This window comes from Polaribacter sp. 11A2H (assembly GCF_011379025.1).
In the GTDB taxonomy this organism is placed as follows: Bacteria; Bacteroidota; Bacteroidia; order Flavobacteriales; family Flavobacteriaceae; genus Polaribacter.
This window is the reverse complement of record NZ_WTLD01000003.1, coordinates 124,237-140,126: the sequence shown is the minus strand read 5'-3', so window position 1 is coordinate 140,126 and position 15,890 is coordinate 124,237. Positions and strand designations below refer to the sequence as shown.

Here is a 15,890-nt window from a genome sequence, read left to right as displayed (position 1 = left end):
AAAATAATGAAATATTTTACTATTTTCATCGCAATTACTTTTCTTTTCGGTTGTAAAGATTCTAAAAAACCGCCCTATTCTAAGAAGAATAACGTTTCAGAAATGCAAAACCATGCTGGTAAAAAGTTAATGGAAACAAACTGCTATGCTTGCCACAACCCAACAACAATAGAAGATAATAGAATTGCACCACCAATGATTGCTATTAAAAGACGTTATTTAATGGGCAACAGTTCTAAAGAATCTTTTATCAATTCTTTGCAAGATTTTATTAAAAACCCAACAGTAGAAAATGCTAAAATGTATGGAGCTGTAAAACGATTTGGAGTAATGCCAAAACAGGCTTTTCCTGAAGAAACCATTAAACAAATTGCAGATTATATGTTTAAGTTTGATATTGAAAAACCAACATGGTTTGAAGAACATTATAATAAACAGCATGGCAATAGTAACGGAATGCAAAAACAGCCCCAAGGAAATAATTTAAAAAAGTTATCTTATGGAGAACAAGGTTTAAAATACGCACTTTCTACCAAGACAGTTTTAGGGGAAAATTTAATGAGTAAAATGCAAAAAGAAGGAACGCTAGCTGCATTAAAGTTTTGTAATGTAAATGCATTCCCTTTAACAGATAGTATGTCTGTGGTACACAAAGCAACCATAAAAAGAGTGTCTGATAAGCCTAGAAATCTTAAAAATAAAGCAACTGCTATAGAAAATGGATATATTACAGTGTTTAAAGAAGAGGCTAAATTAAATAAAGCGTCAGTACCAATTGTGGTAGAAGCTGCAGAAAATGTAAAAGTATATTATCCGATTAAAACAAATGGCATGTGTTTGCAATGTCATGGCCAACCAACCTTAGATATTAAAAGCACTACATTAGCACAAATAGAAAAGTTATATCCAAAAGATTTGGCAATTGGATATAGTGAAAATCAAGTAAGAGGAATTTGGAGTATTACCTTTAATAAATAATCATATAAAGTTCTTAGGCATGAGCAATTTTTCAGAAATTATAAATCAAGATAAACCTGTTTTAGTAGACTTTTTTGCAGAATGGTGTGGACCTTGTAAAACCATGAGTCCAATTTTAAAAGAAGTAAAAGACGCATTAGGTGATGCTGTTTCTATTGTTAAAATAGATGTTGATAAAAACCAATCGTTAGCAGCAAAATATGAAGTTAGAGGGGTACCAACCTTCATTTTATATAAGTCTGGAAAACAAGTTTGGAGACAATCTGGTGCAGTACCTAAAAACCAGTTAATCACTATTATAAATAACAGTGGTAAGTAATTTAATAGTAGGTTGATTAGAAATAGTTTTCTAAAAAGGACATTTTTGTCAATCTGAATTTATTTCAGATGCTTATAAAGGTAGAACTTGATTAAGTTGATGTTTTGAAAAAGTTAAGTCTTTTAAACCTTTTTTAGACAGCCTCTTTTATTTAGAAATACAATCTAAACTATAAAAACCACCACAATTTTCGGTTCTCTTTTTAGAGAATTGTGTAATTAAATATGCAGTTGTAATTAAGTTTCTCAGTTCACATAAATCTATAGAAAGCTCAGAATGGTCATAGAGGCGTTTGTTGTCTTCATAAAGTACTTTTAAACGCTTTTCTGCGCGTAGCAAACGCTCATTAGAACGTACGATGCCTACATAATTACTCATAATAGTTTTTACTTCATTTCTATCATGCGTAATTAATACTTTTTCCATGTTTTTAATCACACCACTATCATTCCAAACAGGAATATCTTTTGGGTTTTTGGCTTTATTATATTTTTTAGAAATGCTTAAAAATGCATTATGAGCATATACCAGTCCTTCTAATAAAGAGTTAGATGCCAATCTATTTCCACCATGTAAACCAGTTCTGGTAACCTCACCACAAGCGTATAATTTCTTGATAGATGTTTTTGCTTTTTTGTTCACATTTACACCGCCACAAATATAATGAGCTGCAGGTACTACAGGAATATAGTCTTTGGTTACATCAATATTTAAAGATGCACATTTTTCTGTAATATTAGGAAAATGCTCTTTAAATTTTACCATGTCTAAATTAGTGCAATCTAAATATACATGAGGTTTTCCACTCTTTTTTAATTCATTATCAATGGCTCTTGCAACAATATCTCTAGAGGCTAACTCTTCTCTTTTATCATATTTATGCATAAAGAAATCACCATTGTAATCTCTTAGTTTTGCACCAAAACCTCGCACAGCTTCAGAAATTAAAAAGGCAGGATATTCGCCTGGGTTGTACAATGCTGTTGGATGAAACTGTATAAATTCCATTTCAGAAATTTCTGCCTTTGCACGGTATGCAATTCCTATTCCGTCTCCAGTTGCCACAGTTGGGTTTGTAGTAGTTTCGTAAACTTGCCCATTTCCTCCAGAAGCTAAAAGTGTAAATTTGCTTACAAAGGTTTTTACTTTATCTTCTTTAATATCTAAAACATAAGCACCATAACAAGAAATTTTGCCATTTCGCTTTGTTTTGGTCTTTTTAGTTTGATGCTCTGTAATTAAATCTATTGCGTAATGATAGGTAAGAAATTCTATGTTTGGTTGTGCATTTACTTGCGCTAATAAAGCACGTTCTATTTCTGCACCTGTAATATCTGTATGATGTAAAATTCTGTTTTGCGAATGTCCGCCTTCACGACCTAAATCATAGTTTCCATTTTCATTTTCATCAAATTCTGTTCCCCAATTTATCAACTCTTGCAGTCTATCTGGTGCATTTTCTACAACCATTCTTACCACTTCTTCATCGCACAAACCATCACCGGCAACTAAAGTATCATTTATATGTTGTTCAAAAGTATCTACAGTTTTGTTGTAAACGGTTGCAATACCACCTTGGGCATATTTTGTGTTAGATTCGCTTTGTTTGTCTTTAGTAACAATAACAACTTTAGCATCTTTGTGTTCTATGGCAACTTTTAAAGCAAAAGTTAATCCAGAAACTCCAGAACCAATTACTAAAAAATCGGTAGAGATTATGTTTTTATCAGGTAACATTTTAAGGCGTTATTTAGAAAGTTCTAGCATTCTGTTTATAGGAATTATTGCTTTTTCACATAATTCTGCTTCTACTTCTATGTTTGGTAACTCGTGTTTTAAACATAAATACAATTTTTGCATTGTATTCATTTTCATATATGCACATTCACTACAAGCACATGTATTATCTTCTTTCGCCGGAGCAGGAATAATTATTTTATCAGGATTTTCTTGTAACATTTGAAACAAAATACCAGCTTCTGTAGCAACAATAAATTTCTTTTTATCACTATTTCTAACATGGTTTAAAAGGCCAGAAGTAGAACCTATATATTTAGCAACCTTAAGCATGTGCGCTTCAGATTCTGGATGCGCAATTAATTCTGCATCTGGATGTTCTTGATATAAGTCGATTAACTTTTCCATAGAAAAAGCTTCATGAACCATACAAGCGCCATCCCAAAGTAACATTTCTCTTCCTGTTTCTTTATTTAAGTAAGCTCCTAAATTTCTATCTGGAGCAAAAATAATTGGTTGGTCTTGTGGTATAGAATCAATAATTTTTCTAGCGTTAGAAGAGGTACAAACGTAATCGCTTAAAGCTTTTATTTCTGCCGAACAATTTATATAAGTAACAACTAAATGATCTGGATGTCTCTTTTTAAATTCAGAGAATTGTTCTGGCGGACAAGAATCTGCCAAAGAGCAACCTGCTAGTAAGTCTGGTAATAAAACTTTTTTAGTAGGGTTTAGTATTTTTGCGGTTTCTGCCATAAAATGAACTCCTGCAAAAACAATAATGTCTGCATCGGTTTTTGCGGCTTGTTGTGCCAAGGCCAAACTATCACCTACAAAATCTGCAATTTCCTGAATCTCGTCTATTTGATAGTAATGCGCTAAAATAACTGCATTCTTCTCTTTTTTTAGTTTCAAAATCTCCTCAACATAATCAATATTAGGAGTTTCAATATCTAAAAATCCTTTTTTGTTGAGGTTTTTTTTTGCACTAACTAAAGTTTTCATAAAAAGTGTTTATTATTAACTACGTTGCAAATATAAACTCTATTTTGTTGGTAGGAAAATGATTGGCGTCATTCTGTTAAATTATGGTTGTAATAAGCTAAAAAATGAACTTATCTGAAAATTTTTGGGAAAACAAGTATCAATCAAACAAAATTGGTTGGGATTTAGGAGTGGTTTCTCCACCATTAAAAATATATTTTGATCAATTAACAAATAAAGACTTAAAAATTTTAATTCCAGGAGGAGGAAATTCTTACGAAGCAGAATATCTTTTTAATAATGGTTTTACCAATGTTTATGTGGTAGATTTAGCTAAAAGTGCCCTAGAAAACATTAAAAAAAGGGTTCCAGGTTTTCCTGAATCACAATTAATTTTAGGTGATTTTTTTGATGTAAATCAAACTTTTGATTTGATTATTGAACAAACTTTTTTCTGTGCAATTCAGCCTGATTTAAGAGGAAAGTATGCAGGTAAAATGAATTATTTATTGAGAGATAAAGGGAAGTTAGTAGGGTTGCTTTTTGATGCAAAACTAAATGATGATCATCCACCTTTTGGTGGAAGTAAAACAGAATATACTACTTATTTCGATTCTCATTTTATAATGGATGTTTTTACAGCATGTTATAATTCTTACCCTAACAGACAAGAAATGGAGTTGTTTGTAAAGTTTTTGAAAAAGTAATAAGTGCTTTTTAAAAAGTGTGTTTTTTGTAAGTCTTAATCTATTTAAGATTTTCTAGAAATACTTTAAATTCATCCGTATTATAATTAGCCATTCCTTCATGTGCTAATACAATATTTTTATCAGTATCAATGATGTAAGTTGTAGGTAAGGCAGAAGATTGTAACATTGCAGGTAGGTTTCCTACAAGCGTATAAATTGGTAGGTTATAACCTTTACGTTTATCAAAATCCTTTGCCGTTTCAAAATTTTTATCAAAAGACAGCAGTATAAAAGCGATATCATTTCCCATTTCTTTATGTAATTTACTAATACTTGGCATTTCTGCAATACAAGGAGGGCACCATGTTGCCCAATAATTTAGAAATATTACTTTGTCTTTTAAATCTGCTAAAGATGTAATTTTTCCATCGGCATCCATCAACCTTACATTTAAATTAGCTTTTGCGTATTCCGTAATGGTTTCAGAATCTTTTTTATGTGTAATTTCCTTTACATTAGGGTTCATTAAGCCAGTAGCTAATACGCCTCGTTGTACAAAACCAATAACCTCTGTGTGCAAACCTGTAGCGTAAAGTGTAATAATAATGCAGACAAAAACTCCGTTCTGAATCCACGTTTTCTTGGTGTTTTTATTTTTTTTCATTTTATTTTTTTTAAGAAATTGTATCTTTTTTTTCATTTATAATATCAATTTATGTAGGATGTTTTATAATTGGTAATTATAAAATTTGACTCATTAAAATCCTTATTACAGGAAAATTATAAAGTATAAAAATTTCTATTTAATTTTTAGATTTTTACAATGTGCAAACATAGATAAAATAAGACTTTACGCAGGTAACTCTAGTTACCAAACTTGTTAAACTAATATTAAATAATTGCCCTTCTATGTGTTCTTGTTTTATTAAATTTACCAATGCAAAATATAGCTTAGCTACTTATGTTACATAGAGAATGTAATACAATGTTTATTTTTGCAGATATTAATAAGTATAACAAGTATTTTTAATATGGAAGACATGATTTTTTATGATAGATTGCAATTTGCATTTACTATCACCTTTCACTATATATTTCCGCAGTTAACAATGGGACTTTCATTACTGATTGTCTATTATAAATGGAAATACCTCAGAAATAATAATGAAAAATATAACAATGCTGCAAAATTTCTGATGAAAATTTTTGCAATTAACTTTACAATGGGTGTTATAACTGGTATTCCAATGGAATTTCAATTTGGTACCAATTGGGCTAAATTTTCTGAATTAACTGGTGGAATTATCGGTCAGACTTTGGCAATGGAAGGGATGTTCTCTTTCTTTTTAGAATCCTCTTTCTTAGCGCTCTTTATTTTTGGTGAAAAATTAATGGGACAAAAACTTCATTTCTTAACCGGTTTTTTGGTGTTTTTAGGTTCTTGGGCAAGTGGTTGGTTTATTTTAGCTACCAATGCTTGGATGCAACATCCGGTAGGTTATGAAATTTTAGAGAATGGTAAGTTTGTGTTAGAAAACTTCTCTGCACTGTTTAGTAATCCTTGGTTATTACCTGCTTTTTTACACAATCAAATGGCGTCTGTGGTAACTTCTTCTTTTGTGGTTGCAAGTATTGGTGCTTTTTATATTTTAAGAAAAAAACAAGTAGAATACGGGAAAATATTTTTAAAAACAGGTGTAATTTTTGGTTTGATTTCTAGTGTTTTAGTGGCTTTACCTACGGGAGATTGGAACGCTAAAAATGTGGCAAAATATCAACCAGCTGCTTTTGCTGCTATGGAAGGAATTTTTGAAACAGAAGAAGCTGGAGCAGAAATTGTGTTGATTGGTCAACCAAATATGGTAGAAAAAAAGTTAGACAATAAAATTGCGGTTCCTAATATTTTAAGTTTTTTAACGCATCAAGATTGGAATAAGCAGATTCCTGGAATGGATCAATTCAAAGAAGAAGAATTACCAGATAATATTCCGGCGCTGTATTATTCATATCACATAATGGTTGGTTTAGGTACCATTTTTATTGGTATTATGGCACTAGCACTTTTCTTTTTATGGCGAAAAAAACTGTATACTTTTAAGCCAATACTTTGGTTTATTATGTTTTTAGTTCCGTTTCCGTACATCGCAAATCTTACAGGTTGGTACACGGCAGAGTTAGGGAGACAGCCGTATTTAGTATATGGATTGTTAAAAACTAGCGATGGTATTTCGCCAACCGTATCTTCTGGTAACACCTTATTTACCTTATTAGGTTTTGTTGCTTTGTATATGTTACTAGGACTATTATTTTTAGTTTTAGTTGGTAAAACGATTAACGAAGGTCCTAAACTTGAAAAACATTAAAAGATGGAAATATTTTGGTACATTATAATAGCAACGGTTTTAGGTATCTTTTTTGTTTTAGATGGATATGATTTCGGAACAGGAATTATTCATTTATTTTTTGCAAAAAAAGAGAAGGATAAAGAAGTAATTACAAAATCTGCAGGTTTATTTTGGGATTCTAATGAGGTTTGGTTAGTGGCAGCTGGAGGGATGCTTTTTATGGCTTTTCCTACTTTTTATGCTTCTGTATTTAGTGGATTTTACTTACCCTTAATCATCGTTTTATGGTTGATTATTTTTAGAGCAATTGGCCTTGAATTTAGGAGTCAGTTTAAGTATCAAATGTGGAAAGACATTTGGGATGTTTCTTTTGGAGTTTCTAGTTTATTATTAGCCTTATTTTTTGGGATTGCGCTAGGAAATATTGTGAGAGGTGTAAACTTAGGTGGCGTGGAAAACGGAGTTTCTGTGTACGAAGGGCATTATTTTTTCTTACCATTATGGGATAGTAGTTTTAGCCCTTTAACAGAGCATCCAGGAGTTATCGATTGGTTTACCATTATTATAGGTGTTATTTCTGTAGTTACTTTAGCAATACATGGTGCTAATTGGGTGGTTTTAAAAACCAATTCAACCATCAATTTAAAATTGAAAGGTGTTATTTTTAAGTTGAATATTGCTTTAACAATTCTTAGCATTGTTTCGGTAGCACTATGGCAAATTGTAAATCCAGATTCTTTAAATAATTTTGTAGATAAACCTTATTTATTGGTATTCCCAATGCTATATTTTATAGGATTAGTTGGCTTGTTTTTTATCAAAAAAATTAAAAAAGAGGTACATGCTTTTTGGTTATCAACATTATTAATATTAGGCGGAATTACCTCTTCTTTGGCTTCTTTGTTTCCTGTTATTTTACCTTCTGTTAATGATGTTCACGAGCCACTTACCATATATAATACTGCGGCACCAGAATATGGTTTATCTGTAGCATTTATTTGGGGTATTATTGGTATTATCTTAATTGTAATTTATGCAATTATTCAAAAAAGATTAAAGGGAGGTAAAGTTGATAAAATGGATTACGGTCATTAGTCTAAATCTAATATTATGACAGAAACATTAATTTCTTTACTGAGTATTTTGTTAGGAATAATTGGAGCGATTGGTTTTGGTATGCTGTTTAAAAAATATTCATTTGGTATTGTAGGCAATACAATAGCGGGTGTTTTTGGAAGTGTCTTTTTCATTAAATCATTTGGACGATTAGGCTTTAATCCGCAATCGATAATGCAACATGGTACATTTAATACTTCATTATTTATAATTAACTGCATCGTCTCCGTTTTAGGAGGTGTTTTAGGGTTGATTATCATTAAAAAAATCTATAATAAGCTTAATAAATAACTGTTTATATAGCTTACATGATATAAGTCATCTTATCTAGTTTCAATTCATTATACATTTGTTAACCAATTGGTTAAACTAAATAGTTAATGAGCGGGACTAAAAACGAAAATACAGAAGAACAAATTTTAAATGCAGCAAAAAATGTATTTCAATCTAAAGGAATGGATGGTGCTCGCATGCAAGAAATTGCCAATGAAGCTGGCATAAACAAAGCGATGCTTCACTATTATTATAGAAGTAAACAATTACTTTTTGAAGCTGTATTTAAAAATGCATTTTCATTATTGGCGCCTCAATTAAATGCAGTTTTAAATGACGATTCACCCATAGAAGAAAAGGTACGAAATTTTTCATCAAACTATATTTCCTTTATTGAGAAGCATCCTTATTTACCTAATTTCATTATTCAAGAATTGAATAGAAATCCTGATTTTATTTTAAAAATGAAGGGAAATAATGGGTTTCCAAATCTAGAGAAATTCAAAAACCAAGTAGCTGTTGAAGTTGAAAATGGCACTATCAAAAATGTTAGTGCAGAGCAGTTATTTATCAATATTCTAGCCTTAAATGTATTTCCTTTTATAGCCAAGCCTTTAATTCAAGGTTTAATTACTGTTGAAGAAGACGGATTTCAGCAAATAATTGAAGATCGTAAAACTGAAGTTGCCGATTTTATTATTAATTCAATAAAAAAATAAGATGAAAAAAGTAGTATTCATTTTAATAGCAGTAATAAGTTTCTCATCGGTTGCACAAGAAATTTTAACGCTTAATGATTGTTATAAATTAGTAGAAACAAACTATCCTTTAATTAAGCAACATCAATTGTTAGAGAAGCAACATCAATTGGATACAGAAATTATTTTGAATTCTAAATTGCCACAAATTAACTTAGATGCACAAGCAACGTATCAATCTGATGTTATAGAAATTCCGATTCCAAATGCGAATATAGAGCCTTTAAATAAGGATCAATACAAAGCAACTTTATCTATAAATCAATTGATTTATAATGGTGGGTTAACAGCTGCGAATTTAAAGGTTAAAAAAGCGCAATTTAAAACAAAACAAAAACAAGTTGATACGAATATCTATCAGTTGAAAGCACAAATTAATCAACTGTATTTTTCTGTACTATTAACCCAAGAAACATATAACTTATTAGAAGCTAAAAAAAAGCAATTAGAGTCTAAGCTAGAGGAAGTACAATCGGGTATAAAACACGGAGTTTTATTGCCTTCTTCGGATAGTGTTTTAGAGGCTGAAATCTTAAAAATTAAGCAACAATTTATTGAGGTAGAAAGTCAAAAATTAACTTTAATGAATACTTTATCGAGTTTAATTGGACAATCTGTAAGTACTGCTACAAAATTTGAAAAACCTTTAGTTAAAACGGAATTACAAACGGAAATATCTAGACCAGAACTAGATTTGTTTCAATTGAAAAAGGAAGAAATAAACAGTCAGGAAGCACTTATTTCTAAACAAAATTCGGTAAAATTAAATGGCTTTGCAACTGGCGGTTATGGAAATCCTGGGTTGAATATGTTGGATAACTCTTTTCAGACATATTATATAGTGGGTGTTAAATTACATTGGAATGTGTTTGATTGGAATACCAATAAAAAACAACAAGCAACAGTGGCAATTAACAAAGATATCATAGAAACTGAAACTGAAATATTTAAACTAAACACCAATATTGAACTCAACAAACAGCAACAAGAAATAGAAAAAATTTCAGCTTTTATAAATTCGGATGAAGAGATCATCAATCTTCGTAAGAAAGTCTTGAAAACATTAGATGCTCAACTTAAAAATGGTGTCATCACATCTTCGGTTTATATTACAGAATTCACCAATTTATTTGAAGCAGAAAACACCTTGTTAAGACATAAAATACAAATACAATTAGCAAAAGCGAATTATAATACTATAAAAGGAAAGTAAATATTTTCTGCAGATAACGCAGATGTGCGCAGAGAAAATAAAATCAGTGGGAGAAAAAACATACAAAATGAAAAACAATAATTACATATTAACATTAAGCATAATTGCTTCAACTCTATTTTCCTGTGGAAACAACAACGATAAAGCAGATGGTTATGGAAATTTTGAAGCTACAGAAATAACTATTTCGGCAGAAAATAACGGGAAATTAATTCAATTTTCTATAGAAGAAGGCGATCAATTAGAAAAAGACCAATTTGTTGGTTTTATAGATACAGTGCAATTAGCTTTAAAACGAGAACAATTAATCGTTTCAAAGTCTGTAATTAGTTCTAAGTCTAAGGGAGTTTTATCACAGATTTCTGTGTTAAATTCAAAATTAAAAACTGCCAGAATTAATAAAACTAGAGTAGAAAATTTAATTAAAGACAATGCAGGTACACAAAAACAATTAGATGATGTTTCTGGTGAAATAGATGTTATTAAAAGTCAGATTAGAAGTGTAGAAATTCAGAATGCACCTGTTGTAAACGAACTAAAAAGTATAGATGTTCAATTAAAACAAATTGACGATCAAATTAAAAAAAGTAAAATAATAAACCCTGTAAACGGAACCGTTTTAACCAAGTATGCAGAACCAAATGAAATTACTGCTTTTGGAAAGCCTTTGTATAAAATTGCAGATTTAAGTACTATGGAACTACGTGTTTATATTAGTGAAACACAATTGGCAAACATTAAAATCGGACAAAAAGTTACGGTTAAAATTGATGCTACGGAAGATATGAAATCTTTTGAAGGTACCGTTAGTTGGATTGCTTCTGAAGCAGAATTTACGCCTAAAATTATTCAAACTAAAGAAGAACGCGTTGCTTTGGTATATGCTGTAAAAGTTAATGTGGCAAATGATGGAAGCTTAAAAATAGGAATGCCAGCAGAAATGTGGTTTGGCAATTCAGATATTAATAATTAATAAAAACACAAACGATGAAACCTATATTTTATGTATTAATGCTGTTTGCTTTAGTGAGTTGTAAACAAAATAAGAAACAAGAAGCTGCAGAAGTAAATGACTTGTATTCTAATTCTTGGACACAAGAAATTAAACTAGACAATGGTAAGAAATGGCAAGCGAATTCAGAAACGAATGAAGGTGTGTTAAAAATGCAAAATAGCATTAAAGATTTTTCATCCAATACATTAGAAGGCTATTATGAATTGGCAGAAAAATTGAATGTAGATAAAAACTATGTGATAAAGAACTGCACCATGAAAGGAGATTCGCATGATAATTTACATGTTTGGCTTTTACCTTTAATTGCAAAAATAGATGCACTTTCGGAAGCGAATACAATTGAAGAAGCTGCAAAATTGAAACAAAGTATCGAGGAGAATGTTAATGAATACTCAGATTATTTCAACTAAAAAATGAAACAGAAATTCTTACATATTATCGGAGCTTTACTTGCTTTGTTTCTGGGAATAATGTCCACTTTCGCGGGGACCTCTGTGTTACTTGGTGCTGAATCTAAAGACTATAATGTATTGCAATGGCTTGTAGTTTATAATGTGGTTCTTGGAGTTATTTCCATTGTTACAGCCTTTCTAATATGGAAGAATCTATCAATTAACAAAAAGTTGATTCTAGTTATTTTAGGAATGCATTTTTCAATCTTTTTGTATCTGAAGTTTATAAGCGAAACTGTTGCTGTTGAAAGTATTCAAGCCATGGTTTTTAGAGTAAGTGTCTGGGTGGTAATTGCAATGCTAACCATTGTAATTCCAAAATATTTTTATAAAAAATAAGTATAAACTGATGAGTATTACGGTTGCTAACATATCAAAATCTTATAAAAAGGTAAAAGCTTTAGAAGACATTTCTTTTGAAGTAAAGCCTGGAGAACTTTTTGGCTTAATTGGTCCGGATGGAGCAGGTAAAACCACTTTGTTTAGAGTGTTAACCACGCTTTTAATTGCTAATGAAGGTGTTGCCACCGTTGCTGGTTTTGATGTAATTACAGACTATAAAAGTATTCGAAAAAACGTTGGCTATATGCCTGGGAAATTTTCTTTGTATCAAGATTTAACCGTTGAGGAAAATTTAGATTTTTTTGCCACTATTTTCGGAACAACGATAGATCAAAATTACGATTTAATTAAAGATATTTATGTTCAAATAGAGCCATTTAAGAACCGAAGAGCAGGAAAATTATCTGGCGGAATGAAACAAAAACTAGCCTTATGTTGCGCTTTAATTCACAAACCTAAAGTGTTGTTTTTAGATGAACCAACAACAGGAGTTGATCCAGTTTCTAGAAAAGAATTTTGGGAAATGTTAAAACGTTTGCAGAAAAAAGACATCACCATTTTAGTTTCTACACCATATATGGATGAAGCTGCTTTGTGTGATAGAATTGCCTTAATTCAGGATGGAAAAATTTTAGAAATTGATACGCCAGAAGCCATTGTAAAACATTATCCGTATCAAATTTATAATGTAGGTGCAAATAACATGTATCAGCTTATTAATAATTTAAAGGAGTATGAATATAACCATAGTGTATACCCTTTTGGAGAGTTCGTGCATTATACAGATACAAGAGCAGATTTTAATCCGAATGATTTAAAAACATATTTAGAATCGAAAAATTTAGCTAATGTTTCAATAGAGAAAACATCAGCAACTATTGAGGATACATTTATGGAATTAGCAAAATAAATAGTGTATTAGACCTCACAGGTTTTAAAAACCTGTAAGGTCTCTAATAAAACAAAATGAACAATAACAAAGTCATACAAGTAGTAGAATTAACCAAAATGTTTGGAGATTTTTCAGCCGTCAACAAAATTACTTTTGAGGTAGAAAAAGGCGAAATATTTGGTTTTTTAGGCGCAAATGGCGCAGGAAAAACGACGGCAATGAAAATGCTGATTGGTATTTCTACTCCGACTTCGGGGAAAGCAAAAGTGGCAGGTTTTGATGTGTTTACCCATGCAGAAGATATCAAAAAAAACATTGGTTATATGAGTCAGAAGTTCGCTTTGTATGACGATTTAACGGTGAAAGAGAATATTACCTTTTTTGGTGGAATTTATGGTTTGTCAAGAAAACGAATCAAAGAAAAATCCGCAATTTTAATTGCAGAATTAGGCTTAGAAAGTGTTGCAAAGCAATTGGTCGGTTCATTACCATTGGGGTGGAAACAAAAGTTATCCTTTTCGGTGTCTTTGCTTCACGATCCAAAAATTGTTTTTTTAGATGAACCCACAGGAGGCGTAGATCCAATTACTAGGCGTCAGTTTTGGGAATTGATTTACAAAGCTGCTCACCAAGGAACTACTGTTTTTGTAACTACACATTATATGGATGAAGCAGAATATTGTGACAGAGTTTCCATCATGGTAAATGGTAAAATAGAAGCTTTAGACACGCCAAAAAAATTAAAAGAACAGTTTAAAGTAGATAATATGAATGATGTGTTTTTAAAATTAGCTCGTGGGTAAAAACATGTTCCGCGAAAAAGAATAAAAGTTTCCCGCAGATCATGCGGATTTACGCAGAAAAGAGATTGAAAAAATCTGCGATTATCTGTGTGATCGGCGGGAGTGAAAATGAAAAAAAACAGAAGCTATGGAAGGAAAAACAGAAAACGACATTTCTTATATAATTAGAGGAGCAATTTTCAAAGTTTATAATGAATTAGGTCCAGGTTTGTTGGAATCTGTTTACGAAACGGTTTTATCCTACGAATTAGAAAAAGAAGGGTTAACTGTTAAAAGGCAAGTAATACTACCAATATTTTACGATGATATTGAACTAGACAATGGATATCGATTAGATATATTAGTAAATGATAAAGTAATAGTAGAAATAAAATCTGTTGAAAAATTAGCTAAGGTTCATCATAAGCAAGTACTCACTTATTTAAAACTTTCAAAATTGAAATTAGGAATATTAGTCAATTTTAATGAAGATAATATTACAAAAGGAATTTTTAGAAAAGTAAACGGGTTATAGATTTTCCCGCATATGAGCGCAAAAGAAAAAATAAAACACACTGATTAAAAAATCTTCGGATATCTGCGAAATCAGCGGGAGGTAAAGAGTTGAGGAAGAAATGTTTCCCGCAGATTATGCTGATTTGCGCAGAAAAGAGAATAAAAAAAATCTGCGAGAGATAAATTCACAGAAGAAAGAAACATATTATGAAAAGGTTCATAGGTTTTCCCGCATATGAGCGTAAAAGAAAAAATGAAACACACTGATTAAAAAATCTGCGATAATCCGTGAAATCAGCGGGAGGTAAATCCGCCAGAGAAAAAAATATAAAATGAAAAGATTTATAGGCTTTATAAAGAAGGAATTCTACCATATATTTAGGGATAGACGATCATTGTTTATCCTCTTTGGAATGCCGATTGCCCAAATTATGCTTTTTGGTTTTGCTATTACCAACGAAATCAACAATGTAGATATTGCTATTTTAGATCATTCTAAGGATGCAACTACAGAGGAAATTATTAATAAAATAGCGGCTTCGAAATATTTCAGCATCAAGCAAATTATTGAAAAAGAAGCTGATATTGAAACTATTTTTAAAAAAGGACATGTAAAAGCTGTTTTAAATTTTGAAAAAGATTTTAGTAAAAACCTTATCAAAGAAAACAAAGCAACGGTTCAGATAATTACGGATGCCACAGACCCAAATACAGCCAATACCATTAGTAATTTTGTAAATGCGATTCTGCAAAAATATCAACAAGAATTAAATAAAGAAATTACAATTGCGTATCAAATTATTCCACAAACACGTATGGTTTACAACCCAGAACTAAAAAGTGTGTACATGTTTGTGCCTGGTGTTATGACTATTATTTTGATGTTGGTTTCTGCAATGATGACCTCTATTTCTATTACCAAAGAAAAGGAATTGGGCACCATGGAAATACTTTTAGTGTCACCAATAAAACCGTTTCAAGTAATTATAGGAAAAGTATTTCCTTATATTTTTCTGTCTATAATTAATGCGGTTGTTATTGTCTTGCTGAGTATTTTTATCTTTAAAATGCCGGTTCAGGGAAGTTTATTGTTGTTAGGTTTAGAAAGTGTTTTATTTATTATTTCAGCACTGGCCTTAGGTATTTTAATATCCACTATTTCGGCTACGCAACAAACTGCCATGATGATTTCTTTAATGGGGTTAATGCTTCCTGTAATTTTATTATCGGGTTTTATATTTCCAATAACAAGTATGCCATTTCCATTGCAAGTGATCAGTAATATTATACCTGCAAAATGGTTTATCATCATTATAAAGGGCATTATGTTAAAAGGTGTTGGGTTACAATATGTGTGGAAAGAAACCTTAATTTTATTAGGAATGACTGTGTTTTTTATCGCCTTAAGTATTAAAAAATATAAAATTAGATTGGAGTGAAACAGTTTGCAGTAGCAGTAATCAGTCACAGTATTCAGTT

At 31.0% G+C, this 15,890-nt stretch carries 18 protein-coding genes; 14 read left to right on the top strand and 4 right to left on the bottom strand.

Annotated elements, in window-relative coordinates; translation table 11 throughout:
- Window positions 1-6 precede the first annotated feature (6 nt).
- A complete protein-coding gene (locus GQS58_RS04965; RefSeq protein WP_166383486.1) occupies window positions 7-978 on the top strand; it encodes a DUF3365 domain-containing protein in 972 nt (323 codons plus the stop codon).
- Window positions 979-997: 19 nt separating this feature from the next.
- On the top strand, window positions 998-1,297 hold the full coding sequence (gene trxA, locus GQS58_RS04960; protein WP_166383484.1) for a thioredoxin: 300 nt from the start codon (window positions 998-1,000) through the stop codon (window positions 1,295-1,297).
- A gap of 147 nt (window positions 1,298-1,444) precedes the next feature.
- Here trxA and nadB read toward each other — a convergent pair whose 3' ends face one another.
- Together nadB and nadA are read right to left on the bottom strand one after the other, a co-directional pair.
- The gene (gene nadB, locus GQS58_RS04955; RefSeq protein WP_205860384.1) at window positions 1,445-3,034 is read right to left on the bottom strand and encodes an L-aspartate oxidase; all 1,590 of its coding nucleotides are present in this window, start codon (window positions 3,032-3,034) and stop codon (window positions 1,445-1,447) included.
- A 9-nt stretch (window positions 3,035-3,043) separates the two neighbouring features.
- Window positions 3,044-4,039 (bottom strand): quinolinate synthase NadA, encoded by a 996-nt coding sequence (gene nadA, locus GQS58_RS04950; RefSeq protein ID WP_166383482.1) that lies wholly within the window; start codon window positions 4,037-4,039, stop codon window positions 3,044-3,046.
- Window positions 4,040-4,143: 104 nt separating this feature from the next.
- Between nadA and GQS58_RS04945 the strand changes: the two genes are divergently transcribed.
- Window positions 4,144-4,725, top strand: coding sequence for a methyltransferase domain-containing protein (locus GQS58_RS04945; RefSeq protein WP_166383480.1), 582 nt, complete (start codon window positions 4,144-4,146; stop codon window positions 4,723-4,725).
- Between the two features lie 40 nt (window positions 4,726-4,765).
- On the opposite strand, the gene GQS58_RS04940 is transcribed toward GQS58_RS04945, so the two are convergent.
- Window positions 4,766-5,371, bottom strand: coding sequence for a TlpA family protein disulfide reductase (locus GQS58_RS04940; protein WP_166383478.1), 606 nt, complete (start codon window positions 5,369-5,371; stop codon window positions 4,766-4,768).
- 367 nt (window positions 5,372-5,738) lie between these two features.
- Here GQS58_RS04940 and GQS58_RS04935 point away from each other — a divergent pair, with 367 nt between their 5' ends.
- Window positions 5,739-7,070 carry a cytochrome ubiquinol oxidase subunit I gene (locus tag GQS58_RS04935; RefSeq protein ID WP_166383930.1) on the top strand — a complete coding sequence of 444 codons (1,332 nt, stop codon included), beginning with the start codon at window positions 5,739-5,741 and terminating at the stop codon, window positions 7,068-7,070.
- Between the two features lie 3 nt (window positions 7,071-7,073).
- Complete coding sequence (cydB, locus tag GQS58_RS04930; RefSeq protein WP_166383476.1) at window positions 7,074-8,147, top strand: cytochrome d ubiquinol oxidase subunit II; 1,074 nt, start codon at window positions 7,074-7,076, stop codon at window positions 8,145-8,147.
- Here cydB and GQS58_RS04925 read toward each other — a convergent pair.
- A complete protein-coding gene (locus GQS58_RS04925; protein WP_166383474.1) occupies window positions 8,144-8,389 on the bottom strand; it encodes a hypothetical protein in 246 nt (81 codons plus the stop codon). The genes cydB and GQS58_RS04925 overlap by 4 nt on opposite strands.
- Window positions 8,390-8,548: 159 nt before the next feature.
- Here GQS58_RS04925 and GQS58_RS04920 point away from each other — a divergent pair, with 159 nt between their 5' ends.
- The 9 genes from GQS58_RS04920 (at window position 8,549) to GQS58_RS04880 (ending at window position 15,850) form a co-directional block, all read left to right on the top strand.
- Window positions 8,549-9,160 carry a TetR/AcrR family transcriptional regulator gene (locus GQS58_RS04920; protein WP_166383472.1) on the top strand — a complete coding sequence of 204 codons (612 nt, stop codon included), beginning with the start codon at window positions 8,549-8,551 and terminating at the stop codon, window positions 9,158-9,160.
- Between the two features lies 1 nt (window position 9,161).
- Window positions 9,162-10,412, top strand: coding sequence for a TolC family protein (locus GQS58_RS04915; protein ID WP_166383470.1), 1,251 nt, complete (start codon window positions 9,162-9,164; stop codon window positions 10,410-10,412).
- A 67-nt stretch (window positions 10,413-10,479) separates the two neighbouring features.
- The gene (locus GQS58_RS04910; RefSeq protein WP_166383468.1) at window positions 10,480-11,385 is read left to right on the top strand and encodes an HlyD family secretion protein; all 906 of its coding nucleotides are present in this window, start codon (window positions 10,480-10,482) and stop codon (window positions 11,383-11,385) included.
- A 14-nt stretch (window positions 11,386-11,399) separates the two neighbouring features.
- On the top strand, window positions 11,400-11,837 hold the full coding sequence (locus GQS58_RS04905) for a hypothetical protein (protein WP_166383466.1): 438 nt from the start codon (window positions 11,400-11,402) through the stop codon (window positions 11,835-11,837).
- A 3-nt stretch (window positions 11,838-11,840) separates the two neighbouring features.
- The gene (locus GQS58_RS04900) at window positions 11,841-12,218 is read left to right on the top strand and encodes a hypothetical protein (protein ID WP_166383464.1); all 378 of its coding nucleotides are present in this window, start codon (window positions 11,841-11,843) and stop codon (window positions 12,216-12,218) included.
- A gap of 10 nt (window positions 12,219-12,228) precedes the next feature.
- A complete protein-coding gene (locus tag GQS58_RS04895; protein WP_205860383.1) occupies window positions 12,229-13,131 on the top strand; it encodes an ABC transporter ATP-binding protein in 903 nt (300 codons plus the stop codon).
- 56 nt (window positions 13,132-13,187) lie between these two features.
- Window positions 13,188-13,916 carry an ABC transporter ATP-binding protein gene (locus GQS58_RS04890; RefSeq protein WP_166383462.1) on the top strand — a complete coding sequence of 243 codons (729 nt, stop codon included), beginning with the start codon at window positions 13,188-13,190 and terminating at the stop codon, window positions 13,914-13,916.
- Window positions 13,917-14,043: 127 nt separating this feature from the next.
- Window positions 14,044-14,430: a GxxExxY protein gene (locus GQS58_RS04885; protein WP_166383460.1), complete on the top strand. Its 387-nt coding sequence runs from the start codon at window positions 14,044-14,046 to the stop codon at window positions 14,428-14,430.
- A gap of 313 nt (window positions 14,431-14,743) precedes the next feature.
- Window positions 14,744-15,850 carry an ABC transporter permease gene (locus GQS58_RS04880; protein ID WP_166383458.1) on the top strand — a complete coding sequence of 369 codons (1,107 nt, stop codon included), beginning with the start codon at window positions 14,744-14,746 and terminating at the stop codon, window positions 15,848-15,850.
- Window positions 15,851-15,890 lie beyond the last annotated feature (40 nt).